Raw genomic sequence first — 24,744 nt, forward strand, 5'->3', positions numbered from 1 at the left:
TTTCCCTTGGCTTATTAATGTCGCGGCAGCGTGATTGACCGCGATGGCGTGCCGCCGCAGGTCTGGTTTCGCTCCAATAATAATGACGACTCACCGTCGTCCGCCCGCCATCGGTGTGGAAATAAAAATAATGAATCAGCCTTCGCCTTCTGTTGGTACATGTCTGGACGTGCAGTCCTTTATCAATGCGCAACCTTTGTCCCGCTATCAATGGCGGGTGGTGATCCTGTGTTTCCTGATTGTCTTTCTCGATGGCCTGGATACTGCGGCCATGGGCTTTATTGCGCCGGCGCTGTCCCAGGATTGGGGGATCGACCGTGCCAGCCTCGGCCCGGTGATGAGTGCGGCGTTGATTGGCATGGTGTTTGGCGCCTTGGGCTCCGGGCCCTTGGCCGACCGGTTCGGGCGCAAGGTGGTGCTGGTGGGCGCCGTGTTGGTGTTCGGCGCCTTCAGCCTGGCCTCGGCCTACAGCACCAACGTTGATCAGCTACTGGTGTTGCGTTTCCTGACCGGCCTGGGCCTGGGCGCCGGTATGCCGAACGCTACGACATTGCTGTCTGAATACACCCCGGAGCGCCACAAGTCGTTGCTGGTGACCAGCATGTTCTGTGGTTTCAACCTGGGCATGGCCGGTGGCGGGTTTATCTCGGCCAAGCTGATCCCGATGTTCGGCTGGCATAGTCTGCTGCTGATCGGCGGCATCCTGCCATTGATCCTGGTGGGTGTGCTGCTGCTATGGCTGCCGGAATCGGCGCGCTACCTGGTGGTGCGCAATCGCGGCACCGACAAAGTGCGCAAGGCCCTGGCACCCATCGACCCGCCCACGGTCGCCCAGGCCACCAGCTTCAGTGTCCCGGAACAGAAAACCGTCAAGGCGCGCAATGTGTTCGCGGTGATCTTCTCTGGTACCTACAGCGCCGGAACCCTGTTGCTGTGGCTCACGTACTTCATGGGCCTGGTGATTGTGTACCTGCTGACCAGTTGGTTGCCGACCCTGATGCGTGACAGCGGTGCCAGCATGGAGCAGGCGGCGTTCATTGGCGCTTTGTTCCAGTTTGGTGGCGTACTCAGCGCCGTGGGCGTGGGCTGGGCCATGGACCGGTTCAATCCACACAAGGTCATCGGCACTTTCTACCTGTTGGCGGGGGTGTTTGCCTACGCCGTGGGCCAGAGCCTGGGCAATATCACCCTCCTGGCCACCCTGGTGTTGATCGCCGGGATGTGTGTCAACGGTGCGCAATCGGCCATGCCTTCGCTGGCTGCGCGGTTTTACCCGACCCAGGGCCGCGCCACTGGGGTCTCGTGGATGCTGGGGATTGGCCGTTTTGGCGCGATCCTCGGCGCGTGGATGGGCGCCACGTTGTTGGGGTTGGGTTGGAACTTCGAGCAGGTGCTGACGGCGTTGGTAATCCCGGCTGCGTTGGCTACCACTGCGGTGCTGATCAAAGGCCTGGTCAGCCATGCGGATGCCACCTGAGATTTAAAGCCGGCACGCTTCAAAAATGTGGGAGCGGGCTTGCTCGCGAAGGCGGTGGCTCAGGACAAAATGTGTTGACTGACACACCGCCTTCGCGAGCAAGCCCGCTCCCACATGTACTGTGTTCACATTGAATTCAGGGGTGTTTGGAGGAATGTTAGTTAGGCAACAATTCGTTCGATTATCGAACAGTTAGTCGATTATCGGATTGTTTGGCCTCTGACCCCAGCTTACTCTTCAAGCACTTCGGCGCTGCCTCCAGCGCCTTTTTCGACCTACATCGGGAGCCCAACCCCATGGCTGAAATCCTTTCGCTGGCTGATGCGGTAAAGCAGTTCGTCAATGACGGCGATACCGTCGCGCTCGAAGGCTTTACCCACCTGATCCCTACAGCGGCAGGTCATGAAATCATTCGTCAGGGCAAGAAAGACCTGACGCTGGTACGCATGACGCCTGACCTGATCTACGACCAACTGATCGGGGCCGGCTGTGCGCGCAAGTTGATTTTCTCCTGGGGCGGCAACCCTGGCGTGGGCTCCCTGCATCGCCTGCGGGACGCGGTCGAGAAGCAATGGCCGCAACCGTTGGAGATCGAAGAACACAGCCATGCGGACCTGGCCAACGCCTACGTGGCCGGCGCTTCCGGCCTGCCGTTCGCGGTGCTGCGGGCGTATGCCGGTTCCGACCTGCCCAAGGTCAATCCGTTGATCAAGACCGTGACCTGCCCCTTCACGGGCGAAGTGCTGGCGGCGGTGCCGTCGGTGCGCCCGGACATCACCGTGATCCATGCGCAAAAGGCCGACCGCAAGGGCAATGTGCTGTTGTGGGGGATTCTCGGGGTGCAGAAAGAGGCCGCGCTGGCGGCCAAGCGTTGCATCGTCACCGTCGAAGAAATCGTCGATGACCTCAACGCACCGATGAACGCCTGCGTGCTGCCGACCTGGGCGCTGACCGCTGTGTGCCATGTGCCGGGCGGCGCGCATCCGTCCTACGCCCACGGTTACACCGAACGCGACAATCGCTTCTATCAAGCCTGGGACCCGATCGCTCGGGATCGTGGGACGTTTACCGCCTGGATCGATGAATACATCCATGGCACCGCCGACTTCAGTCAATTCCAGGCCAAGCTGGCTGCTGCCCAGGAGGCCAAGTAATGACTTACTCGACCAATGAAATGATGACCGTCGCCGCCGCGCGTCGCCTTAACAACGGCTCGGTCTGCTTCGTCGGTATCGGCCTGCCGTCCAAGGCCGCCAACCTGGCCCGCCTGACGTCTTCGCCGGATGTGGTGTTGATCTACGAGTCCGGCCCGATTGGCGCCAAACCCTCGGTACTGCCGCTATCCATTGGTGACGGCGAGCTGGCGGAAACCGCCGACACTGTGGTGCCCACCGGTGAGATTTTTCGCTACTGGCTGCAAGGCGGGCGCATTGACGTCGGCTTTCTAGGCGCGGCTCAGGTCGACCGTTTCGGCAACATCAACACCACCGTGGTCGGTGACTATCATCAGCCCAAAGTGCGCCTGCCGGGCGCCGGTGGCGCGCCGGAAATCGCCGGTTCCGCCAAGAGCGTGCTGATCATCCTCAAACAGTCGTCCCGGTCGTTTGTCGACAAGCTGGACTTCATTACCTCGGTCGGTCATGGCGAAGGCGGCGATTCGCGCAAGCGCCTCGGCCTGCCAGGCGCAGGCCCGGTAGGGATTATTACCGACCTGTGCATCATGGAACCGGAGGAGGGCACCCACGAATTTGTGGTCACCGCCTTGCATCCCGGTGTAACCCGCGAGCAAGTGATTGCCGCCACCGGCTGGGCGATCCGTTTTGCCGACCAGGTCAGCACCAGCGCCGAACCTACCGACATCGAACTGAACGCCTTGCGCGACCTTGAAGCCCGTACCGCCGCCGCCCATGGCCAAACCCCAGGAGAAGCCTGATGCGCGACGTGTTTATCTGTGATGCCATCCGCACCCCCATCGGCCGCTTCGGCGGTGGCCTGTCCACGGTGCGCGCCGATGACCTGGCGGCCCTGCCGATCAAGGCCCTGATGGCGCGCAACCCATCGGTGGACTGGACCGCAGTCGACGAAGTGTTCCTCGGCTGCGCCAACCAGGCCGGCGAAGACAACCGCAACGTGGCGCGCATGGCCGCGCTGCTGGCCGGCCTGGCGCCGAGCATCCCAGGCGTCACGCTCAACCGCCTGTGCGCTTCGGGCATGGACGCCATCGGCACCGCGTTCCGCGCCATCGCCAGTGGCGAAATGGAACTGGCCATTGCCGGTGGCGTCGAGTCGATGTCCCGTGCGCCCTTCGTGATGGGCAAGGCCGACGCCGCGTTCTCGCGCAATATGAAGCTGGAAGACACCACCATTGGCTGGCGTTTTATCAACCCGTTGATGAAGGCCCAGTACGGCGTCGATGCCATGCCGCAGACGGCTGACAATGTGGCCGATGAGTACAACGTTTCCCGTGCCGACCAGGACGCCTTCGCCTTGCGCAGCCAGCAACGCACTGCCGCTGCCCAGGCCGCCGGATTCTTCGCGCAAGAAATCGTGCCGGTGCGGGTCGCCCATAAGAAAGGCGAGATTCTGGTCGAACATGACGAGCATCCACGCGCCGACACCAGCCTCGAAGCCCTGGCCAAGCTCAAGCCAGTCAATGGCCCGGATAAGACTGTCACCGCCGGCAACGCCTCGGGGGTCAACGACGGCGCTGCGGCCTTGATCCTGGCCAGCGCCGAAGCCGTGAAGAAGCACGGCCTGACTGCCCGCGCCCGGGTGTTGGGCATGGCCAGCGCCGGGGTCGAACCCCGCGTGATGGGCATCGGCCCGGTGCCTGCGGTGCGCAAGCTGGTCGAGCGCCTGGGCCTGGCTGTCAGCGACTTTGATGTGATCGAACTCAACGAAGCCTTCGCCAGCCAAGGCTTGGCGGTGCTGCGTGAATTGGGCCTGGCGGACGATGCGCCGCAGGTCAATCCCAACGGTGGCGCAATCGCCTTGGGCCATCCGCTGGGCATGAGCGGTGCGCGCCTGGTGTTGACCGCACTGCATCAACTGGAAAAAACCGGCGGCAGCAAAGGCCTGGCGACCATGTGCGTTGGCGTCGGCCAAGGCCTGGCCCTGGCGATCGAACGCGTTTGAGACTGACAAGAATAAAGAGGATGACTTCATGAGTGACAAGCCCGGATACCGGCGCCCGCAAGCGGGTACTCAGCCTGATTACCTGCACCCGGCGTACCAGTCGACGAACCTGCGTTCGCCGTCCCAGCCGTTGGTGTTTCTGCCCCATTCGCTGTCGGAAATCACCGGCCCGACCATCGGCGCCGAGCGCATTGCCGAGAAAGACAACGACCTGACGGCCCAGCACGATGGCGAGCCGCAAGGCGAGCGCATCATCATTCACGGCCGGGTCCTTGACGAAAACGGCCTGCCAGTGCCGGGCATATTGGTCGAGATCTGGCAGGCCAACGCTGCCGGGCGCTACAACCACAAGCGCGACTTGCACGATGCGCCCCTGGACCCGAACTTCACCGGCACCGGTCGCACTGTTACCGATGCCGATGGCTGGTACCAGTTCCAGACCATCAAGCCCGGCGCCTATCCGTGGGGCAACCACCACAACGCCTGGCGGCCCGCGCACATTCACTTCTCGCTGTTCGGGCCCAGTGTGCTGACGCGCTTGGTGACCCAGATGTACTTTCCCGGCGACCCGCTGCTGGCCTATGACCCGATCTACAACTGCGTGCCCGACACGTCGGCCAAGGAACGCCTGATCGCCAGTTTCGACCTGGAAAAGACCGTGCCGCACTACGCCCTTGGCTACCGCTGGGACATCGTCCTGCGCGGCCGCGACGCCACGCCGATGGAGAAATGACATGACCCTCAACGCAACCACGTCCCACACCGTCGGGCCGTACTACCACATCGGCCTGACCTGGCTGAACCGCGAAGACTTGGCCAATGCTGGCACCCTCGGCGAGCGCGTGGCGATCACCGGGCAGGTGGTGGATGGCAACGGCGATGTGGTCAACGACGCCATGCTGGAAGTCTGGCAGGCCAATGCCGCCGGTAAATATGACCACCCCGAGGATGACCAGGCCAAAGCCCTGGACCCCAATTTCGAAGGCTTTGGCCGGGTGCCAGTGGATGGTGAAGGGCGTTTCCGTTTCAGCACCATCAAGCCCGGCAGCGTGCCGGGCCTCAAGGGCACGACCCAGGCGCCGCATTTGGTGGTGTTGGTGTTTGCCCGTGGTTTGGTGAAGCACTTGCTGACGCGGATTTATTTCGATGGCGAGGCGGCCAATGGTGATGACCCGTTGCTGGCGTGTGTGCCGGCAGAGCGGCGGCGGACCTTGGTGGCCAAGGCGGATGCGTCGGGGGTTTATCAGTGGAACGTGGTGCTGCAGGGGACAGATGAAGAAACGGTGTTCTTCGATTACTGAGTTGGCTTGAAATTTATCGCGAGCAAGCCCGCTCCCACAGGGTGGCCGCGTTCCAATGTGGGAGCGGGCTTGCTCGCGAAGAGGCCCTTATCGGCAATACATATTCCAAGGTCTGCTTGCGGAACGAGGTTGTTGCAAAGTATGTCTAGACTCTAACCCGTTCCCTACGAGTGAAAACAACATGACAACCAATACCAGTCACTACACCGGAGAAGAACGCAGCAAACGGATTTTTGCGATTGTCGGGGCCTCTTCCGGCAACCTGGTCGAATGGTTCGACTTCTACGTCTACGCCTTCTGCGCCATCTACTTCGCCCCAGCGTTTTTCCCCTCTGACGACCCCACGGTGCAACTGCTCAACACCGCCGGTGTGTTCGCTGCAGGCTTTCTGATGCGCCCCATCGGTGGCTGGCTGTTTGGCCGGGTCGCCGACAAACACGGGCGCAAGAACTCGATGATGATCTCGGTGCTGATGATGTGCGCCGGCTCCCTGGTCATTGCGTTTCTGCCCACCTATAAAGACATCGGCGCCTGGGCACCGGCGCTGCTGCTGATGGCGCGCTTGTTCCAGGGCCTGTCGGTGGGCGGCGAGTACGGCACCACGGCAACCTACATGAGCGAAGTCGCGCTCAAGGGCCAGCGCGGCTTCTTCGCCTCGTTCCAATACGTGACCCTGATCGGCGGGCAACTGCTGGCGGTGTCGGTGGTGGTGATCCTGCAACAACTGCTCACCGAAGACGAACTGCGAGCCTGGGGCTGGCGCATTCCGTTTGTGATCGGTGCGGTGGCGGCGGTGATTTCGCTGTTGCTGCGCCGCTCCCTGAAAGAAACCACCAGCAAGGAAATGCGTGAAAACAAGGACGCCGGCAGCATTGCCGCGCTGTTCCGTGATCACAAGGCTGCGTTTATCACCGTGCTCGGCTACACCGCCGGCGGCTCGCTGATTTTCTACACCTTTACCACCTACATGCAGAAATACCTGGTGAACACCGCCGGCATGCACGCCAAGACCGCCAGCTACATCATGACCGGCGCGCTGTTCCTCTATATGTGCATGCAGCCGCTATTCGGCATGCTCTCGGACAAGATCGGTCGCCGTAACTCGATGCTCTGGTTCGGTGCCCTCGGCACCCTGTGCACGGTGCCGATCCTGCTGACCCTGAAAACCGTGACCAGCCCGTTCCTGGCCTTTGTATTGATCACCCTGGCGCTGGCGATTGTGAGTTTCTACACCTCCATCAGCGGCCTGGTGAAAGCCGAGATGTTCCCGCCACAAGTACGCGCCCTCGGTGTAGGCCTGGCCTATGCGGTGGCCAATGCGATCTTTGGTGGTTCGGCCGAATACGTGGCATTGGGCCTGAAGTCCATCGGCCTGGAAAACACCTTCTACTGGTACGTGACCGGCATGATGGCCATCGCGTTTCTGTTCAGCCTGCGCCTGCCGAAACAGGCTGAGTACTTGCACCACGATCTGTAAGGGATGAGTTATGACACTGCGCACGAGCAACCAATTGTTCGACGCTTACTTCACCGCCGATAGCATGGCCGAGGTGTTCTGTGACCAGGGACGTTTGCAGGGCATGCTGGATTTTGAAGCCGCATTGGCCCGGGCGCAGGCCCGGGTCGGGTTGATCCCAGCGGCAGCCGTGGCGCCGATTGCTCAGGCCTGCCTGGCCTCGTTGTACGACGTGGACGCCCTTGGCGTAGCGATCGCCACGGCGGGCAACTCGGCGATTCCGTTGGTCAAGGCCCTGGGCAAGTTGATTGCCAGTGAAGACGCCGGTGCCGAGCGCTATGTGCATCTGGGCGCCACCAGCCAGGATGTGATGGACACGGGCCTGGTGTTGCAACTGCGCCGGGCGTTGGCGCTGATTGAGACGGACCTGGCCCGGCTCGGCGCGGTGCTCGCCGCCCAGGCGCAGCGTTATGCCGACGTGCCATTAGCCGGACGCACGTGGTTACAGCACGCTACGCCGGTCACCTTGGGGATGAAAATCGCCGGTTGGCTGGGGGCGGTGACCCGCAGTCGCCAACGGCTGCTGGAGTTGAAGCCACGCCTGTTGGTCCTGCAATTCGGCGGCGCGTCCGGCACCTTGGCGGCGCTGGGCGAACAGGCGATGCCGGTGGCGCACGCCCTGGCGGCGGAGTTGCAACTGACGCTGCCCGAGCAGCCCTGGCATACCCAGCGCGATCGCCTGGTGGAGTTCGCCAGCGTCCTGGGCCTGATCGCCGGCAGCCTCGGCAAGCTCGGTCGGGACATCAGCCTGTTGATGCAAACCGAAGCGGCGGAAGTGTTCGAGCCGTCGGCACCGGGCAAAGGCGGATCCTCTACCATGCCGCACAAACGCAACCCAGTGGGCGCCGCTGTACTGATCAGCACCGCCACCCGCGTGCCCGGCCTGGTCTCGACCCTGTTCAGCGCCATGCCTCAGGAGCACGAACGCAGCCTGGGCCTGTGGCATGCCGAGTGGGAAACCTTGCCCGAAATCTGCCGCCTGGTGTCCGGTGCCTTGCAGCAAGCGCTACTGGTAAGCGAAGGCCTGGAAGTCGATGCGCAGCGCATGGGCAAGAATCTCGACCTGACCCAGGGGTTGGTGCTGGCCGAAGCGGTGAGCATCGTGCTCGCCCAGCGGCTGGGCCGTGAAACCGCCCACCATCTGTTGGAGCAATGTTGCAAACGCGCCGTGGCAGAGCAGCGCCATTTGCGTGCGGTGCTGGCCGATGAGGCGCAAGTCACTGCCCAATTGTCGGCTGGCGAACTGGATCGTCTGCTCGATCCGGCCCACTACCTGGGGCAGGCCCAGACCTGGGTCAGCCGTGCAGTGGCCGAACATTTTGCATTTTCTGCCTGAGGAGGCTGCTGTGGGATTTGTACAACTCGCCGATGGCGAACTGAATTACCAACTCGAAGGCCCCGAAGGTGCGCCGGTACTGGTGCTGTCTAACTCGTTGGGCACTGACTTGCACATGTGGGACACACAGATGCCGGCCTTCACCGAACATTTTCGGGTGCTGCGCCTGGACACCCGTGGCCACGGCAAATCCCTGGTCACCGACGGTCCCTACAGCATCGAACAGCTGGGGCGGGATGTGCTGGCGCTGCTGGACGCGCTGCAGATCGACCGCGTGCACTTTTGCGGCCTGTCCATGGGTGGCCTGATTGGCCAGTGGCTGGGCATCAACGCCGGCGAACGCTTGCGCAAACTGGTGGTATGCAACACGGCAGCGAAGATCGGTACCCCGGATATCTGGAACCCTCGTATAGAAATGGTCTTGCGCGATGGCGCGGCGGCGATGGTGGCATTGCGTGATGCATCGATTGCGCGCTGGTTCACCGCTGATTTTGCCCAGTCGCATCCCGAGCACGCCAAGCGCATTACCGACATGCTGGCAGCCACCGATCCTGCAGGCTATGCCGCCAACTGTGGCGCGGTGCGCGATGCCGATTTGCGTGATCAGGTGTCGTCGATCACTGTGCCGACCCTGGTGATCGCCGGTACCGAAGACGCGGTGACACCGCCGTCTGGCAGCCGCTTTATCCAGGAGCAGGTGCGGGGGGCCGAGTACGCCGAGTTCTACGCGGCACACCTGTCCAACGTACAAGCCGGCGCTGCGTTCAGCGATCGGGTGCTGGCTTTTTTGTTAGCTGATTGATGAGTTGTGGCTTTGGCTTTGGTTGTGGCTGTGGCTGTGGTTGTGGTTGTGGTTGTGGCGAGCGGGCTTGTCGGAACGCCGCATCGCCCGCGCTGGGCTGCGCAGCAGCCCTAAAACCTGCGCCCGAGGCCTATCTGATGCAACTCTGGGTTTTTTGGGGCCGCTTCGCAGCCCAGCGCGGGCGATGCGGCGTTCCGACAAGCCCGCTCGCCACAACAAGCCCGCTCGCCACGCCCACAGTCAATACAGGAGAATTTTGTGGACGAGAAACAACGTTATGCCGATGGCCTCAAAGTCCGTCGTGAAGTGCTGGGCGATGCCCATGTTGATCGCAGTCTCAATGCCCTGACCGAGTTCAACAGCGAGTTCCAGGAAATGATCACCCGCCACGCCTGGGGTGATATCTGGACCCGCCCTGGCTTGCCCCGGCACACCCGCAGCCTGATCACTATCGCCATGCTGATCGGCATGAACCGCAACGAAGAGCTCAAACTGCACTTGCGCGCCGCTGCCAGCAACGGCGTGACCCGCGCCGAGATCAAGGAAGTGCTGATGCAGAGCGCGATCTACTGTGGGATCCCGGCGGCCAATGCGACGTTCCACCTGGCGGAGTCGGTGTGGGATGAACTGGGCGTGGAGTCCCGACACAAAGACTGATCTGCAATGCGGGCTCCCCTATGAAAACCTGCGTTCCCAGGTTTCAGTGGGAGTCGGCGTCCCATACCCAGTTCCACACCCCCGGTAAATACACTATCTGGTTGGCGTCTTTCACTGTCCGCGCCAGGGCCGCACGCTCAAGTGCGGCACGGTCGGTGTAGAACGGCTCGGCCGCGGTCCTCAGGCCATTGGCCTGGGCGCTGTCCATCAGGATCTGCAGGTATTCGTGCAGGTGCCTGGCGGTGTAGCGGTTGATGTCGTGAAAGGTCACCACTACCGGAATCACCCCGTCCACGGTCGGCAACTGGCCCAGGGCAATGCGTTCGCGCACCAGCGACAGTTGCCGCAGCAGGTTGGCGCGGCGCTGGGGGCTGGCGTTGAAGCCCCAGATCTTGCCGTCATTGGCGCTCAGGTCGGTCAGCAGAATGTGCATGCCGTGGCGCTGGTACGCGGCGAAGGTGCGTCGGTCGTAGTTCCAGAAGGGGGGGCGGACCAGATTGGGGGGCGCGCCGGTGATCGAGGCAATGCTGGCGGCGCCCTGGTTCAGGGTCTGTTCCAGGTCGTTGTCATTGAGCAGGCGGTGGTTGCTGTGCCAGCGCGTGGCGGTATGGAACGCCAGGATATGGCCAGCAGCGTGCTCACGCACCATGGTTTTGCGCCCGCGTGGGCTACCGCCGGCGCGCCAGGCGTCGGTCTGTAAAAAGAAGATGGCCTTGATCCCCGGTTGCACGGGGTTGTCGGCCAGGTCCTGAATCACCGAACGGCTGGGGTTGGCGTAGCCCGAGGCACTGGGGCCATCATCGAAGGTCAGCAAAAAGCGGATCGGCGCCTGGGTTTGCAGGCGTTGTTCGGTCAGTGGCGTCAACGCTACGGGTGCGCTGATGCAGCCGCTGAGGCAAAGTGCCAGGGCGAACAGGGCGGTAGCGAGGGCGGGGAGCTTCATGGTGTGTGCGGGCTCAAATAAAGGCCGCTGCGGAGTGGGATCAGCAGCGGCAGGCGCGCACCATACAGCAAGATTGTCGCCGGTTTACAGCAGACTTATCGGGTAACTGACGATCAACCGGTTCTCATCAAACTCATTGTTGCTGTAGTCCCGACGCATGCTGGAATTGCGCCAGCGCAGGGTAAGGTTTTTCAGGCTACCGCTTTGCACGGTGTAGCCCACTTCGCTTTCCCGGCCCCATTCCTTGCCGTCGCTGACGGTGGCGGTATGCACGTTGCTGCCGCTGATGTAGCGGTTCATCAGGGTCAGCCCCGGTACACCGAGCGCGGCGAAGTTGTAGTCATGGCGCACTTGCCAGGATTTTTCCTCGGCGTTGTCATAGCTGGCATTGAAGCTGTCGTTGGCCAGGGTGCCGCCGCTGGTGCCATTGACCCGCATCCACGGGCTGTTACCGCTGAGTTTTTGCAGGCCGATGTAGAAGGTGTTGCCGCCGTACTTGGCCGAGAACAGGCCGGACCAGGTCTTGTTGTCCAGGTTGCCGGCACGGGCGCTGCCGTCATCCTTGCCGTAGAAGAAACCCAGGTTGGCGCCCAGGGTCCAGTCGCCCACGGGCTGGCTGTGGGTCAGGTTGAGGTATTGCTGGCTATAGATGTCCTTGAGTTGGGCATTCCACACGCCGACCTGGGTTCGCTTGTCGTTGAACGCGTATTCGGCGCCCTGGAAGTTGAAGCGATCCGAGGTAAATGCGGTTTTTCCGAACATCGACATGTCGGTCATGCTGCTGTCATCACGCGGGCTGTTGGCGCGGAACTGGCCGCCATACAGGGTCAGGCCGTCGATCTCTTTGGAGGTGATCTGCCCGCCGTGCAGGGTTTGCGGCAGGGAGCGACCGTCGTCCGAACGCAGGATCGGCAACACCGGCATCCATTCGCCGACTTTCAATTCGGTCTTGGACAGCCGCGCCTTGAACGCTACCCCCAGGCGACCGAAGTTGTCCGCCGGTTTGCCGTCGTGATCCAGGGGCAGCAGTTGAGTGCCGCCGGAGCCGCCGCCGCCGTCGAGCTTTTGCGAGTACATGCCCAGCACGTCCACGCCAAAACCCACGGTGCCTTGGGTGAAGCCGGACTTGGCGTCGAGGATGAAACTCTGCGTCCACTCCTGCGCACCGCCCTGGGTCTTGGTCGGGTTGGTGAAATTGCGGTTGAAGAAGAAGTTGCGCAGGTTGAGGTTGGCACTGGCGTCTTCAAGAAAGCCGTGTTCCTCGGCGACAGCGGGAAGGGCAAGGCTGGCGACAGCGGTAGCCAGCAATAGCCGGCGAGGGTGCAAAGTGCTCATGGCGTGGGACCTGTTGTTATTGGTGGTTTTCAGGTGCGGGCCATGGTGCGTGGCGTTGCCGGGGCGATTCAATTGGGGGAGGGCGGGTTTTGGGCGGTGATCGAACGAAACTGTGCGCCCATGAAAAAGCCCACCAAAAGGTGGGCTTCGTGTGTCGCTACGCCGATCAGAACAACTTGAGTTTCGGCGCTTCTTCTTTCACGGGTTCATTCTTCGCCGTCTGTTCGTTCCAACCGCCACCGAGGGCCTTGTACAAGGTCACTTCGCTGGTCAGTTGGGCCAGGCGGTCGGTGATCAGCGTTTGCTGGGCAGCGAATAGCTGGCGCTGGGCGTCGAGGAAGGTCAGGTTGCTGTCGACACCAATGCGGTAGCGACGCTCGGCCAGACGGTAGTAGTCCTGGTTGGCCTCGACGAAGTCACGCTGGGCCTGCAACTGTTGGTTGTAGGTCGCACGTGCCGCCAGGCCGTCGGAGACTTCCTGGAACGCGGTCTGGATCGACTTCTCGTAGGTCGCGACGTTGATCTCTTTCTGGATCTTCGAGTAGTCCAGGCTTGCGCGCAGGCTACCGGCGTTGAAGATCGGGATGTTGATCTGCGGCGCGAACGACCAGGTGCCCGAGCCGCCCTTGAACAGGCCGCCGAGGTCTGGGCTCAAGGTACCGGCATTGGCGGTCAGGCTGATGCTCGGGAAGAACGCAGCCCGTGCCGCGCCGATATTGGCGTTGGCCGCCTTGAGGTTGTGCTCGGCCTGCAGGATGTCGGGACGACGTTGCAGCAGGGCCGAAGGCAGGCCTGCCGGTACTTCGCTCAACAGGTCGTCGGACAGCGGCTGGGTGGCAAGATTCGCCGGCAGGCCGGTGCCCAGCAGCAGGGTCAGGTTGTTTTCGTCCTGAGCCACCTGGCGGGTGTAGCGGGCCAGTTGCACACGGGCGCTTTCAACCGAGGTGCGCGCCTGGCTCAAGTCCAGGGCCGAGGCCACGCCGACTTCGTTGCTGCGCGAGGTGAGCTTGAAGCTCTGCTCGTAGGCGGCCAGGGTGTCCTGGGTCAGCTTGAGCAGTTCCTTGTCCGCTTGCCAGGTCAGGTAGGCATTGGCCACGCTGGCCACCAGGCTGATCTGCGTGCTGCGGCGCGCTTCTTCGGTAGCGAAGTATTTCTGCAGCGCTTCTTCGCTCAGGCTGCGCACCCGACCGAACAGGTCCAGCTCGTAGGCGTTGATCCCGAGGGTCGCCGAGTAGGAGCTGGTGATGTTCGATTCGCCGGTTTGCGAGGCCCGTGCCGGAACGCGCTGGCGGCTGCCGCTGCCATTGGCACCGACGGCCGGGAACAGGTCGGCACGCTGGATGCGGTACTGCGCGGCGAAGGCGTCGATGTTGAGCGCGGCGACGCGCAGGTCACGGTTGTTGACCAGTGCGACCTGGATCAGCTGTTGCAGGGCAGGGTCGTGGAAAAACTGCTTCCAGCCCTGTTCGGCAGCGGCCTGGCTCGGTGCCTGGGCCGACGAGTACGCCGGCCCCTGCGGGAACTGGGCGGCAACCGGCGCTTCAGGCTGCTGATAATCTGGGATCAGCGAGCAGCCACTGAGCACGAATGCCGTGACTGCCAGGGAGAGTAGCGACTTGCGCATTAGCCAGCCTCTTTAGGAGTTTGCGGTGTATCGGACTTGTCAGTTTTTTTGCGGCTGCCAATGGCACACACGGTCACGAAGAACAGTGGCACCCAGAAGATCGCCAGGACGGTAGCGGTGATCATACCGCCAATTACCCCGGTACCGATTGCGTGCTGGCTGCCTGAACCTGCGCCCGAGGAGATCGCCAGCGGCAGTACGCCGAGGACGAACGCCATGGACGTCATGATGATCGGACGCAGACGCATGCGGGACGCCTCGATGGCCGCCTCGACGATGCCCTTGCCCTGCTCATGCAGCTCCTTGGCGAACTCCACGATCAGGATGGCGTTCTTCGAGGCCAGGCCCACCGTCACCAACAACCCCACCTGGAAGAACACGTCGTTGGACAGTCCTCGCAGGCTGGTCGCCATCAGTGCACCGATCACACCCAGCGGTACTACCAACACCACCGCAATCGGGATCGACCAGCTTTCGTACAGCGCCGCCAGGCAGAGGAACACTACCAGCAACGACAGGGCGTACAGCGCAGGCGCCTGGGAGCCGGACAAGCGTTCTTCATAGGACAGACCGGTCCAGGCATAGCCCACACCTGCGGGCAGTTGCTTGGCGATACGCTCGACTTCTGCCATTGCGTCACCGGTGCTGTAGCCCGGCGCCGGGGTCCCGAGGACTTCCATGGCTGCTACGCCGTTGTACCGCGACAGTTTCGGCGAACCGAAGATCCAGTTGCCGGAGGCAATGGCGGATAACGGCACCATTTTTCCGTCGTTGGCGCGCACGTACCATTTGTTCAGGTCTTCCGGGGACATCCGGCCAGCGGCATCGCCCTGGATATAGACCTTCTTCACCCGACCACGGTCGATGAAGTCGTTGATGTAGCTGCCACCCAGGGCAATCGCCAGGGTCTGGTTGATGCTCGACAGGCTGATGCCCTGGGCACTGGCCTTCTCGTCATCGATGGTCAGCTCGTACTGCGGTTCATCGTTCACGCCGTTAGGACGTACGCCAGCAAGGATCTTGCTTTGGGCCGCCATGCCGAGGAACTGGTTACGTGCGTTCATCAATGCATCGTGACCCACACCGCCCTGATCCTGCAGGAACACGTCGAAGCCCGTTGCGTTACCCAGCTCCAGTACCGAAGGTGGCACGATGGCAAACACCATGGCGTCCTTGAAGGTCTGGGAGAAGTATCCCTGGGCCCGCTTGGCCACCTCGAATACCGACATCGAGGCATCCCGCTCGCCCCATGGCTTGAGCATCACAAACGCCAGGCCCGAGCTTTGGCCACGACCGGCAAAGTTGAAGCCGTTGACGGTAAACACCGACTTCACGGCCGAACCTTCACCCGGTTCGCCTTCCTTGTCGTTGAGCAGGTAGGCGCGCATGTCGTCGATCACGGTTTGCGTACGCTCGGCGGAAGAGCCGACAGGCGTCTGCACCTGGGCGAAGATCACACCCTGGTCTTCCTCGGGCAGGAACGCGCTCGGAATACGGGTGAACAGCCAGATCATGCCGGCGAAGATGATCAGGTACACCAGGAACGAAGGCGCCTTGTGCTTGATCATGTTGCCCACGCCACGCTCGTAGCTCAGAACGCCACGGTCGAAGGTGCGGTTGAACCAGCCGAAGAATCCACGCTTGGGTTGCCCGTGTTTCTCAGGGTCGATCGGCTTGAGCATGGTGGCGCACAAGGCCGGGGTGAAGATCAGTGCAACCAGTACCGACAGGGCCATCGCCGACACAATGGTGATGGAGAACTGTTTATAGATCACACCCGTGGAGCCGCCAAAGAACGCCATCGGCAGCAGTACCGCCGACAGTACCAGGGCAATACCCACCAGGGCGCCCTGGATCTGGCTCATGGACTTGACCGTCGCCTCCTTGGGCGACAGGTGTTCCTCGGCCATCACCCGCTCGACGTTTTCTACCACCACGATCGCATCGTCCACCAGCAAGCCGATGGCCAGGATCATGCCGAACATGGTCAAGGTGTTGATGGTGAAACCGAAGGCCGCGAGGATGCCGAACGTACCCAGCAAGACCACCGGTACTGTCATGGTGGTGATGATGGTGGCGCGAAAGTTCTGCAAGAACAGGTACATCACCAGGAACACCAGGATGATCGCCTCGACCAGGGTATCGACTACTCCGGAAATCGATTCGGTCACCACGGGGGTGGTGTCATACGGAACCACGGCTTTCATGCCCGGCGGGAAGAACGGCTCCAGGGACGCCACCGTGGCGCGGATGGCCTTGGCGGTGTCCAGGGCATTGGCGCCCGATGCCAGTTTGATCGCCATGCCGGAAGCCGGCTTGCCGTTGAACTGGGCGCTGATGCTGTAGTTCTGGCCACCCAGCTCGACACGGGCGACATCACCCAGGCGCACTTGGGAACCGTCGCTGTTCACGCGCAGAAGGATCTTTTCAAACTGCTCGGCAGTTTGCAGGCGGGTCTTGCCGATGATGGTGGCGTTCAACTGCGTGCCGGGCAGGGCTGGCAGGCCGCCCAGTTGGCCGGTGGCCACCTGTACGTTCTGTGCCTGCACGGCGGTGCTGACATCCACTGGGGTCATCTGGTAGTTGTTCAACTTGGCCGGGTCCAGCCAGATACGCATGGCGTACTGGGAACCGAAGACCTGGAAGTCACCGACGCCGGAGGTCCGCGAAATCGGGTCCTGGATGTTGGAAACGATGTAGTTGGACAGGTCATCCTTGGTCATGGTGCCGTCTTCGGACACCAGACCGATCACCATCAGGAAGTTCTTCACCGACTTGGTTACGCGGATCCCCTGCTGCTGCACTTCTTGCGGCAGCAATGGGGTCGCCAGGTTCAGCTTGTTCTGCACCTGAACCTGGGCGATGTCGGGGTTGGTACCCTGGTTGAACGTCGCGGTGATGGTCATGCTGCCGTCGGAGTTACTGTCCGAGGCCACATAACGCAGGTTGTCGATACCGTTGAGCTGTTGCTCGATCACCTGCACCACGGTGTCCTGCACGGTTTGTGCGGACGCGCCTGGGTAGGTCACCTGGATATCAATGGCGGTTGGCGCGATGGCCGGGTATTGGTTGATGGGCAACTTCAGGATCGACAGTGCCCCGACCAGCATGATTACCAGGGCTATTACCCAGGCAAAAATGGGACGGTCGATAAAAAATTTCGACATGTATTACTCCCCTTTGCCAGCGGCGGCAGGAGCAGTACCGGCGGGCTTGGCGTTGGTGGCTTCCTTGGCTTGAACCGTGATGCCCGGCTTGATGAACTGCAAGCCTTCGGTGATCACACGGTCACCGGCATTCAGGCCCTTTTCCACCAGCCAGTAGGCACCGGCGGTACGGTTGGCCACCAGCACGCGCTGTTCAACCTTGTTGTCGGCAGTTACCACCAGCGCCGTCGGGATACCCTTGATGTCGCGGGTCACGCCCTGTTGAGGGGCGAGGATTGCCTTGCTGTTCACACCAGCCTGCAATTGTGCGTGGACAAACATGCCCGGCAGCAGGGTGTGGTCAGGGTTGGGGAACACGGCGCGCAGGGTGACCGAGCCGGTGGTCTGGTCGACCGACACTTCGGAGAACTCCAGGCGGCCTTGCTGGCTGTATTCGCTGCCGTCTTCCAGAGTCAGCTTGACCATGGCCGCGTTTTCACCGGCTTTTTGCAGTTGGCCGCTTTCCAGGTCGCGACGCAGTTTCAGCATCTCGGTGGACGATTGCGTGACGTCGACGTAGATCGGGTCCAATTGTTGGATCACCGCCATGGCATCGGCCTGGCCATTGCTGACCAGTGCGCCTTCGGTGACCGAGGAACGGCCGATACGCCCGGAGATCGGGGCGAACACCTTGGTGTAGCGCACGTTGATCTGAGCGCTCTGCAGGTTGGCTTCCGAGGTCATGCGGTTGGACACCGCAGTGTCGTATTCCTGGCGGCTGACGGCCTGTTCGTTGACCAACTGCTTGTAGCGGTCGGCAATCGACTTGGTCTGCTGCAGGTTGGCCTGGGCGCTTTTGAGGGTGGCCTCATAGACCGACGGATCGATCTGATAGAGCTGCTGACCTTCCTTGACGTCGCCGCCTTCCTTGAACAGGCGCTTGAGAATGATGCCGTTGACCTGCGGGCGGACTTCCGCGATGCGGAACGCAGTGGTGCGGCCCGGCAATTCGGAGGTCAGGGTATAGGCTTGAGGTTGAATAGTGACCACGCCGACCTGAGGGGTTTGAGCGGGCGGTGCCGCCTCTTCCTTTTTACATCCGCTGAGCAGCGATGCCAGGGCGACGGCAGTGACCAGAGCGGTAACAGCTGGCTTAAGTTGCATGAAGATCCTCGGGTCAGGCGCGCTCAATGCGCACAAGAAGTGTGGAAGGGTAAAAAACAGGCACTGAGTGGATAAGTAGCTTGCTACGCAATATACTTACGTTCATGGTTGTTTGTAAACTCTTGACAGGCTTCGCGGATTCCTTACAAGGCAGCGCTGAAAGCCTCGATTCTATTACGTTCGGCGCCCATGAAGGTGTCGTCCCATAATTATTCAGAAGGTGGTTAGCAGCCACCGCTCGTGTCCTGATTGAGGTGTTACTGCCATGGTTCGTCGTACCAAAGAGGAAGCTCAGGAAACGCGTAGCCAAATACTTGAAGCCGCCGAGCAAGCCTTTTATGAGCGCGGCGTTGCGCGTACCACGTTGGCAGATATCGCGGCCAGGGCAGGCGTGACGCGGGGCGCGATCTATTGGCACTTCAGCAATAAGTCGGACCTGTTGCAGGCACTGCTCGACACGCTGCACGAACCTCTGGACGAATTGGCCAGGGCCAGTGAAAGCGAGGATGAGGTAGATCCGCTGGGCTGTATGCGCAAGCTGCTGATTCATCTTTTTCATCAGGTGGCCCTGGACCCGAAGACTCGGCGCATTAATGAGATCCTGTTCCATAAGTGCGAATTTACCGATGAAATGTGCGACATGCGCCGTCAGCGCCAGACCCACAGCCTTGAGTGCAACCTGCGCATCGGCCTGACGCTGCGCAATGCAGTCCACCGCGGGCAACTCCCGGAAAACCTCGACACCGCTCGTGGGGCGGTGTGCATACACGCTTATATCAATGGGCTTATTGGCCAGTGGCTACTGGTGCCTGACAGCTTCGAGCTGTATCAGCAGGCTGAGCGTCTGGTGGATATAGGGCTGGACATGCTGCGATTGAGCCCCGGCCTGCGCAATTGATACAAAATGCGTAATTACGTCCGTTTGTGTCAACAGTAAAGCCTAAGGACGGTCAATCGTCCTTCCGACTTATTTGTGGGGTGACTTTATATACGCGCTGGCGCCGGGTTGAAAGGTAGCCGGCTAAGTATTTTGTAGCGATATTGTTGCATTGCTGTGAAGGAGTGTTTCCTACAACGGATGGCTAACATAAAAAGCCCCGGCTCTCACGAACTGGGGCTTTTGCGTTTCTGCTTTTCTGTAGGAGCGAGCTTGCTCGCGAAAATCGCCAACGATGACGCGAGCATCCTGAATAGATACGGCGCCCTCAGGTTCTTCGCGAGCAAGCTCGCTCCTACAAGGGGAGGGTAGGGTAGTCGATATAGCCGACCGGGCCCTTGGTGTAGAAGGTGTCGGGGCGTGCTTCATTGAGCGGCGCATCGGCCTTGAGGCGCGCCGGCAGGTCCGGGTTGGCGATAAACGGCACGCCAAAGGCCACCGCATCCGCCTTGCCTGAAGCCAGCCAGGCGTTGGCGCTGTCCTTGGTAAAGCGCTCGTTGGCGATGTACGGCCCACCGAACGCGGCTTTCAGTTGTGGGCCCAGGCTGTCGCCGGCTTCTTTCTCGCGGGCGCAGATAAAGGCAATGCCGCGCTTGCCCAGTTCACGGGCGACGTAGGTGAAGGTTTCTGCCAGGTTGTCATCGCCCATGTCGTGAAGGTCTGCCCGAGGCGACAAATGCATCCCCACGCGGCCAGCGCCCCAGACTTCAATCACCGCATCTGTCACTTCCAGCAACAACCGCGCACGGTTTTCCACAGAACCGCCGTACTCGTCGGTGCGCTGGTTGGTGCTGCTTTGCAGGAACTGGTCGAGCAGGTAACCGTTGGCGCCATGCACTTCCACACCGTCAAAGCCGGCGGCCTTGGCGTTCTCGGCGCCCACGCGGTAGGCATCGACGATATCGGCGATTTCAGCGGTTTCCAGGGCGCGCGGGGTCGGGTAATCGGCCATCGGACGAACCAGGCTGACATGACCTGCGGGCTGGACCGCGCTTGGCGCCACCGGCGTCTCGCCATCCAGGTAGGACGCATGGGAGATACGCCCCACATGCCACAGTTGCAGGAAAATCTTGCCGCCTGCGCCATGCACGGCCTTGGTGATGTTGGTCCAGCCACGCACCTGGTCGTTGGACCAGATACCCGGGGTGTCCGGGTAGCCCACGCCCATCGGCGTCACCGAAGTGGCCTCGCTGAGGATCAGCCCGGCGGACGCCCGCTGTACGTAGTATTCAGCCATCAGCGCATTGGGTACGCGACCGGCATCGGCACGACAACGGGTCAGCGGCGCCATGATGATGCGGTTCGACAGTTGCACATCACCCAGTTTGATCGGATCGAAAATAGTCGTCATCGCAAACACTCGTCTGTTCTAAGTGATTAATGGGTAGCAGGGGCCAGGTCGGCATCGCCGCTCTGACGGAACGTTATCAGCGTGACCACCAGCGCCAGGATCGCCAGGACCGCAGCGGCCAACGGCACGCTGGTCAGGCCGAAACCGTGGGCAATCACGCTGCCGCCGACCCAGGCGCCCAAGGCGTTACCGATATTGAAAGCACCGATATTGAGGGTCGAGACCAGGTTGGGCGCGGCCTTGCCGAACGTCACCACGTTGATCTGCAGCGCCGGTACGGCGGCAAACGAGGCGGTGGCCCAGAGGAACAGGGTGATTTCGGTGGGGATGATGGCGACGCTGGTCCAGGTCAATGCGGTGGACACTACGGCCATGCTGATAAACACGCCGATCAGGGTGGCCGCCAGGCGCTTGTCCGCCAGCTTGCCGCCGATGATATTTCCCACGGTCAGGCCCAGGCCGATCAACAGCAGGGTCCAGGTCACGCCTTTGGGCGAAATGCCGGTGACATCGCCGAGCAACGGCGCGACGTAGGTGAAGAGGGTGAACATCGACGCGGCAAACAGCGCGGTCATGCTCAACGACAACCAGATGCCGGCGCCCTTGAGGGCCGCCAGTTCGGCGCGCATGTCGAGTTTTTCTTCATCACGCTTGGCCGGCAGGAAGCGGATCAGGCCGATCAGCGCAATTACACCAATCACCGTCACGGCCCAGAAGGTCGAGCGCCAGCCAGCTTCCTGGCCCAGCGCGGTGCCCAGGGGTACACCGAGTACGTTGGCCAGGGTCAGGCCGGTAAACATCAGGGCCACCGCCGAAGCGCGCTTGTTGGCCGGCACCAGGTTGGCCGCCACTACCGAGCCGATCCCGAAGAACGCGCCGTGGCACAACGCGGTCACCACACGGGCAAACATCAGTACGTTGTAGTCACTGGCCAGGGCGCAGAGCAGATTGCCGATGATGAAAATGCCCATCAGCGCTACCAGAGCAGCCTTGCGCGGCAGCTTGGCGGTGGCCAGTGCCATGAAGGGCGCACCGATGGCCACGCCCAGGGCGTAGCCGGTCACCAGCCAGCCGGCGCCTGGAATCGACACACCGAGGTCGGCCGCCACATCGGGCAGCAGGCCCATGATGACGAATTCGGTGGTGCCGATGGCGAAGGCGCTTAAGGCCAGTATGAGTAGCGAGAGAGGCATTGTGGGGTCCTTTACAGCGTGGGGCTGAGTTCTTCAGTGATGGCCTGGATAAAGGCTTGGATCACGTCTTCATTGCGGCGGAAAAAGTGCCATTGCCCGGCTTTCTGGCTGCTGATCAAGCCTGCCCGTTGCAGGGTCGCCAAGTGCGCCGACACGGTGGACTGCGACAGGCCGCAGCGTTGGTCGATCTGCCCGGCGCAGATGCCGTACTCGTGGTTGTGCACTTGCTCGGGGAACTGCACTTTCGGGTCTTTCAGCCAGTTGAGAATGTCTCGCCGTACTGGGTGTGCCAGGGCTTTTATTATTTCGTCGAGGTCAATGGACATGGCGGGGCTCGGTGTTGGTAAAACGTTATATCGCGATGAGGCGAACTTTAAATCGCTATATCCCGATATACCAATACGATTTTGATCTTGTTACCAGATAAATCGGTATATCGGGTTATAACGATACGTTGATGGCAGTGCTAAACTGCGCGCCATGAATTATCTCGCACATCTTCACCTCGGCGGCCAACTTCCTGCACAACTGCTGGGCAGCCTTTATGGTGATTTCGTCAAAGGCCGCCTGCAGGGCCAGTACAGCCCGCAAATCGAGGCGGGGATCCAGTTGCATCGCGCCATCGACCGTTTCACCGACAGCCACCCACTGGTCGGGCAGGCATTGTCACGGTTCACCCTGACCCGGCGGCGCTATGCGGGGATCGTCCTCGACGTGTTCTTCGACCATTGCCTGGCGCGGGATTGGGCCCAGTATGCCGACCAGCCGCTGGAGCGCTTTACCTCCCAGGTGTACCAGGTGCTGGCGGCAGAGCCGCAGTTACCGGGGCGCTTGGCGCAGATTGCGCCGTATATGGCGGCCGATGACTGGCTGGGCTCCTACCGCGAGTTCGCGGTGATGGAGCAAGTGCTGCGGGGGATTTCCCGGCGCCTGAGCCAACCGCAGGAACTGGGGCAGGCGATGCAGGAACTGCGGGTGTTGTATGAGCCGTTGAGCGAGGATTTCCAGGGGTTCTATCCCCAACTGCAGGTATTTGCCGCCCAACACACCGCCTCTCTGTAGGAGCGAGCTTGCTCGCGAAGAACCTGAGAGTGCCTCTATACCAGATGCGCCGCGTTATCGTTGACGTTCTTCGCGAGCAAGCTCGCTCCTACATAGAGGCTCAGGCAGCGGCCAGTGTGCCTATTTGCCCTGGTTCTGCTGGCTGGGCCACCTCGCCGAACAATGCCTTGTGCACCGCCTGCTGCGCCTGATACGCCAGCGCTGCACGCTCCTGTCCGGCGCAGGCAATGGGCTTGAGCAGATGAATCTCAACGTCGCCCTGATCATTGCCAAACAAGCGCATAAGGTGCGAGAGCAAATCATCATCACCAATAAACGGTGCGAGCGGATCAATCTGCCCATCGCGCACATAACGGATGGCCACCGGTTGCAGCGCCACGTTGGCATCAATCGCACTGGCCAGCAGCCGGCCATGGAAGGTGCGCAGGCTGCGGCCATCGGTGGTGGTGCCTTCAGGGAACATCAGCAGTGGGTGTTTTTGCTGCAGATGCCGGGTCATCTGCTTGCGGATCAATTGGCTGTCACCTGAGCCACGGCGGATAAACAGGCTGCCGGCCTTGGCCGCCAGCCAACCGGCCACCGGCCAGGTACGCACTTCGGCCTTGGACAGGAACGACAGCGGCGCCACCATGCCCAGCAGCGGGATATCAGTCCATGACACATGGTTGCTGACCCACAGCATCGGCTGTTGCGGCAGCTCGCCGTGCACGGTCACGCGAAAGGGTAGGGCATTGCTCAAGCGCGCCATGAAAAACCGCGACCAGCGCTGGCGCCGCACCATGGAGTTGGCAACGCCCAGGCGTTCGAACAGGCCAAACACCCCGGCCATGCTCAAACCCAGGCCTACCACCAGCAGCACGCGGGCGATCCGCCCGTAGACCCGCAGGCGCCCCATCACATGGCCGCCTTGAAGTGGCGGGCATAACGCGGGCATAACTCGTCGCGCTTGAGCAGGATGAACACGTCAGCCACCTGGAAATCCTCGTCCCAGCAGGGCTCACCGCAGATCTTCGCGCCCAGGCGCATGTAGGCCTTGAGCAGCGGCGGCATTTCGGCGATGACATTGGACGGCAGATCCAGGCTCGGCAGCGGTTTTTTCGGCTCGGCGCGCAGGTGTTCGTTACACAGGTAGCGTTCGCGCAGACGTTGCATGATTGCGTGGGCCTGGATGCCGCCGTCGTGCATCGGGATGCTGGCGCAGCCCATCAGGTAGCTGTAGCCGCCCTGGTTGAGGACTTCGGCCAGTTCGCCCCACAGCACCGCGATGGTGCCGCCGTTGCGGTAGGCCGGGTCGACACAGGTGCGACCGATTTCCAGGATCGGCCCCTGCAGATGCAACAGGCCGTGGAGGCTGAACTCTTCTTCGCTGTAGAAGCGGCCCAAGGTGCTCGCCGCCTGGTGATCCAGCAGCCGGGTGGTGGCAACCAGTCGCCCGGTGTTCAAGTCCCGTACGCCAATGTGGCTGCAGTGAACATCGTAGTCATCCATGTCCAGGCCCAGCTCCGCGCCTTTGAGCTTGGCATTGAACTCGCCGCTGAAAACGGTGAAACGCAGGGCCTGGGCTTCCTGCAAAGCCTGGGCGCCGATCAGGCGTTCGGCTTGCAGACGGCGTTCATTGCCGGTGTCACTGATGCGGGCGATCTGAGTCATGGCGAGTCTCCAGGTGCTGGCCAGGGTTGCGGCCAGTCGACTTTGTTGTGCAAAGTCAGGCTATGTACCCCCGGTGTCATCTCCATGAATCTACGGTGACGCTTAGATGACAGCC

At 61.6% G+C, this 24,744-nt stretch carries 22 protein-coding genes; 12 read left to right on the forward strand and 10 right to left on the reverse strand.

The window, feature by feature from the left end:
• Positions 1-130: 130 nt before the first annotated feature.
• The 10 genes from HBO09_RS25080 (at position 131) to pcaC (ending at position 10,224) form a co-directional block, all read left to right on the forward strand.
• Positions 131-1,477: an MFS transporter gene (locus HBO09_RS25080; protein ID WP_169999317.1), complete on the forward strand. Its 1,347-nt coding sequence runs from the start codon at positions 131-133 to the stop codon at positions 1,475-1,477.
• 296 nt (positions 1,478-1,773) lie between these two features.
• A complete protein-coding gene (locus HBO09_RS25085; protein WP_029297076.1) occupies positions 1,774-2,631 on the forward strand; it encodes a CoA transferase subunit A in 858 nt (285 codons plus the stop codon).
• Positions 2,631-3,410 carry a CoA-transferase subunit beta gene (locus HBO09_RS25090; RefSeq protein ID WP_169999316.1) on the forward strand — a complete coding sequence of 260 codons (780 nt, stop codon included), beginning with the start codon at positions 2,631-2,633 and terminating at the stop codon, positions 3,408-3,410. Before HBO09_RS25085 ends, HBO09_RS25090 begins: the two co-directional genes overlap by 1 nt.
• Positions 3,407-4,612 (forward strand): 3-oxoadipyl-CoA thiolase, encoded by a 1,206-nt coding sequence (gene pcaF, locus HBO09_RS25095; RefSeq protein WP_169999326.1) that lies wholly within the window; start codon positions 3,407-3,409, stop codon positions 4,610-4,612. The genes HBO09_RS25090 and pcaF overlap by 4 nt, the downstream gene beginning before the upstream one ends.
• Before the next feature lie 28 nt (positions 4,613-4,640).
• The gene (gene pcaH, locus HBO09_RS25100) at positions 4,641-5,345 is read left to right on the forward strand and encodes a protocatechuate 3,4-dioxygenase subunit beta (RefSeq protein ID WP_169999315.1); all 705 of its coding nucleotides are present in this window, start codon (positions 4,641-4,643) and stop codon (positions 5,343-5,345) included.
• Position 5,346: 1 nt separating this feature from the next.
• On the forward strand, positions 5,347-5,913 hold the full coding sequence (gene pcaG / locus HBO09_RS25105; protein WP_169999314.1) for a protocatechuate 3,4-dioxygenase subunit alpha: 567 nt from the start codon (positions 5,347-5,349) through the stop codon (positions 5,911-5,913).
• A gap of 181 nt (positions 5,914-6,094) precedes the next feature.
• Positions 6,095-7,390, forward strand: a complete 1,296-nt coding sequence (locus HBO09_RS25110) for an MFS family transporter (RefSeq protein WP_169955518.1) — start codon at positions 6,095-6,097, stop codon at positions 7,388-7,390.
• Between the two features lie 10 nt (positions 7,391-7,400).
• Positions 7,401-8,765 (forward strand): 3-carboxy-cis,cis-muconate cycloisomerase, encoded by a 1,365-nt coding sequence (locus HBO09_RS25115; protein WP_169999313.1) that lies wholly within the window; start codon positions 7,401-7,403, stop codon positions 8,763-8,765.
• Positions 8,766-8,775: 10 nt separating this feature from the next.
• Complete coding sequence (pcaD, locus tag HBO09_RS25120; RefSeq protein WP_169999312.1) at positions 8,776-9,567, forward strand: 3-oxoadipate enol-lactonase; 792 nt, start codon at positions 8,776-8,778, stop codon at positions 9,565-9,567.
• Between the two features lie 258 nt (positions 9,568-9,825).
• Entirely contained in the window at positions 9,826-10,224 is a 399-nt protein-coding gene (gene pcaC, locus HBO09_RS25125) for a 4-carboxymuconolactone decarboxylase (RefSeq protein ID WP_169999311.1), read from the forward strand.
• Between the two features lie 43 nt (positions 10,225-10,267).
• On the opposite strand, the gene HBO09_RS25130 is transcribed toward pcaC, so the two are convergent.
• The 5 genes from HBO09_RS25130 to HBO09_RS25150 all read right to left on the reverse strand — a co-directional run bounded on the left by HBO09_RS25130 (position 10,268) and on the right by HBO09_RS25150 (position 18,436).
• Positions 10,268-11,167, reverse strand: a complete 900-nt coding sequence (locus HBO09_RS25130; protein ID WP_169999310.1) for a polysaccharide deacetylase family protein — start codon at positions 11,165-11,167, stop codon at positions 10,268-10,270.
• 84 nt (positions 11,168-11,251) lie between these two features.
• Positions 11,252-12,502, reverse strand: coding sequence for an OprD family porin (locus HBO09_RS25135; RefSeq protein ID WP_169999309.1), 1,251 nt, complete (start codon positions 12,500-12,502; stop codon positions 11,252-11,254).
• A gap of 166 nt (positions 12,503-12,668) precedes the next feature.
• Positions 12,669-14,126 carry an AdeC/AdeK/OprM family multidrug efflux complex outer membrane factor gene (gene adeC / locus HBO09_RS25140; protein ID WP_169999308.1) on the reverse strand — a complete coding sequence of 486 codons (1,458 nt, stop codon included), beginning with the start codon at positions 14,124-14,126 and terminating at the stop codon, positions 12,669-12,671.
• Positions 14,126-17,293, reverse strand: coding sequence for an efflux RND transporter permease subunit (locus HBO09_RS25145; RefSeq protein ID WP_169999307.1), 3,168 nt, complete (start codon positions 17,291-17,293; stop codon positions 14,126-14,128). Before HBO09_RS25145 ends, adeC begins: the two co-directional genes overlap by 1 nt.
• Positions 17,294-17,296: 3 nt before the next feature.
• Positions 17,297-18,436: an efflux RND transporter periplasmic adaptor subunit gene (locus HBO09_RS25150; protein ID WP_169999306.1), complete on the reverse strand. Its 1,140-nt coding sequence runs from the start codon at positions 18,434-18,436 to the stop codon at positions 17,297-17,299.
• A gap of 265 nt (positions 18,437-18,701) precedes the next feature.
• Between HBO09_RS25150 and HBO09_RS25155 the strand changes: the two genes are divergently transcribed.
• The gene (locus HBO09_RS25155) at positions 18,702-19,334 is read left to right on the forward strand and encodes a TetR family transcriptional regulator (protein ID WP_029297045.1); all 633 of its coding nucleotides are present in this window, start codon (positions 18,702-18,704) and stop codon (positions 19,332-19,334) included.
• Between the two features lie 334 nt (positions 19,335-19,668).
• Here HBO09_RS25155 and HBO09_RS25160 read toward each other — a convergent pair whose 3' ends face one another.
• From HBO09_RS25160 to HBO09_RS25170, 3 genes are read right to left on the reverse strand one after another with little or no spacing between them, the layout of a single operon-like run.
• Positions 19,669-20,724: an alkene reductase gene (locus HBO09_RS25160; protein WP_169999305.1), complete on the reverse strand. Its 1,056-nt coding sequence runs from the start codon at positions 20,722-20,724 to the stop codon at positions 19,669-19,671.
• Positions 20,725-20,750: 26 nt separating this feature from the next.
• A complete protein-coding gene (locus HBO09_RS25165) occupies positions 20,751-21,917 on the reverse strand; it encodes an MFS transporter (RefSeq protein WP_169999304.1) in 1,167 nt (388 codons plus the stop codon).
• Positions 21,918-21,928: 11 nt separating this feature from the next.
• Complete coding sequence (locus HBO09_RS25170; protein ID WP_169999303.1) at positions 21,929-22,243, reverse strand: helix-turn-helix transcriptional regulator; 315 nt, start codon at positions 22,241-22,243, stop codon at positions 21,929-21,931.
• A gap of 154 nt (positions 22,244-22,397) precedes the next feature.
• On the opposite strand from HBO09_RS25170, the gene HBO09_RS25175 reads away from it, so the two are divergent.
• A complete protein-coding gene (locus HBO09_RS25175) occupies positions 22,398-22,979 on the forward strand; it encodes an ACP phosphodiesterase (protein ID WP_169999302.1) in 582 nt (193 codons plus the stop codon).
• Between the two features lie 100 nt (positions 22,980-23,079).
• On the opposite strand, the gene HBO09_RS25180 is transcribed toward HBO09_RS25175, so the two are convergent.
• Complete coding sequence (locus HBO09_RS25180) at positions 23,080-23,874, reverse strand: lysophospholipid acyltransferase family protein (protein ID WP_169999325.1); 795 nt, start codon at positions 23,872-23,874, stop codon at positions 23,080-23,082.
• Complete coding sequence (gene olsB / locus HBO09_RS25185) at positions 23,874-24,629, reverse strand: L-ornithine N(alpha)-acyltransferase (protein ID WP_029297033.1); 756 nt, start codon at positions 24,627-24,629, stop codon at positions 23,874-23,876. Before olsB ends, HBO09_RS25180 begins: the two co-directional genes overlap by 1 nt.
• Positions 24,630-24,744: the final 115 nt, after the last annotated feature.

Origin of the sequence: Pseudomonas sp. WS 5027 (genome assembly GCF_012985695.1) — a bacterium.
Taxonomy (GTDB): domain Bacteria; phylum Pseudomonadota; class Gammaproteobacteria; order Pseudomonadales; family Pseudomonadaceae; genus Aquipseudomonas; species Aquipseudomonas hygromyciniae.

Coding starts and splice junctions, on each gene's coding strand:
- olsB (WP_029297033.1), bottom strand. CDS start 24,629: ATGACTCAGATCGCCCGCATCAGTGACACCGGCAATGAACGCCGTCTG.
- HBO09_RS25110 (WP_169955518.1), top strand. CDS start 6,095: ATGACAACCAATACCAGTCACTACACCGGAGAAGAACGCAGCAAACGG.
- HBO09_RS25155 (WP_029297045.1), top strand. CDS start 18,702: ATGGTTCGTCGTACCAAAGAGGAAGCTCAGGAAACGCGTAGCCAAATA.
- HBO09_RS25090 (WP_169999316.1), top strand. CDS start 2,631: ATGACTTACTCGACCAATGAAATGATGACCGTCGCCGCCGCGCGTCGC.
- HBO09_RS25180 (WP_169999325.1), bottom strand. CDS start 23,874: ATGGGGCGCCTGCGGGTCTACGGGCGGATCGCCCGCGTGCTGCTGGTG.
- HBO09_RS25130 (WP_169999310.1), bottom strand. CDS start 11,167: ATGAAGCTCCCCGCCCTCGCTACCGCCCTGTTCGCCCTGGCACTTTGC.
- pcaH (WP_169999315.1), top strand. CDS start 4,641: ATGAGTGACAAGCCCGGATACCGGCGCCCGCAAGCGGGTACTCAGCCT.
- HBO09_RS25160 (WP_169999305.1), bottom strand. CDS start 20,724: ATGACGACTATTTTCGATCCGATCAAACTGGGTGATGTGCAACTGTCG.
- HBO09_RS25175 (WP_169999302.1), top strand. CDS start 22,398: ATGAATTATCTCGCACATCTTCACCTCGGCGGCCAACTTCCTGCACAA.
- adeC (WP_169999308.1), bottom strand. CDS start 14,126: ATGCGCAAGTCGCTACTCTCCCTGGCAGTCACGGCATTCGTGCTCAGT.
- HBO09_RS25115 (WP_169999313.1), top strand. CDS start 7,401: ATGACACTGCGCACGAGCAACCAATTGTTCGACGCTTACTTCACCGCC.
- HBO09_RS25085 (WP_029297076.1), top strand. CDS start 1,774: ATGGCTGAAATCCTTTCGCTGGCTGATGCGGTAAAGCAGTTCGTCAAT.
- pcaG (WP_169999314.1), top strand. CDS start 5,347: ATGACCCTCAACGCAACCACGTCCCACACCGTCGGGCCGTACTACCAC.
- HBO09_RS25170 (WP_169999303.1), bottom strand. CDS start 22,243: ATGTCCATTGACCTCGACGAAATAATAAAAGCCCTGGCACACCCAGTA.
- HBO09_RS25165 (WP_169999304.1), bottom strand. CDS start 21,917: ATGCCTCTCTCGCTACTCATACTGGCCTTAAGCGCCTTCGCCATCGGC.
- HBO09_RS25150 (WP_169999306.1), bottom strand. CDS start 18,436: ATGCAACTTAAGCCAGCTGTTACCGCTCTGGTCACTGCCGTCGCCCTG.
- HBO09_RS25080 (WP_169999317.1), top strand. CDS start 131: ATGAATCAGCCTTCGCCTTCTGTTGGTACATGTCTGGACGTGCAGTCC.
- HBO09_RS25135 (WP_169999309.1), bottom strand. CDS start 12,502: ATGAGCACTTTGCACCCTCGCCGGCTATTGCTGGCTACCGCTGTCGCC.
- HBO09_RS25145 (WP_169999307.1), bottom strand. CDS start 17,293: ATGTCGAAATTTTTTATCGACCGTCCCATTTTTGCCTGGGTAATAGCC.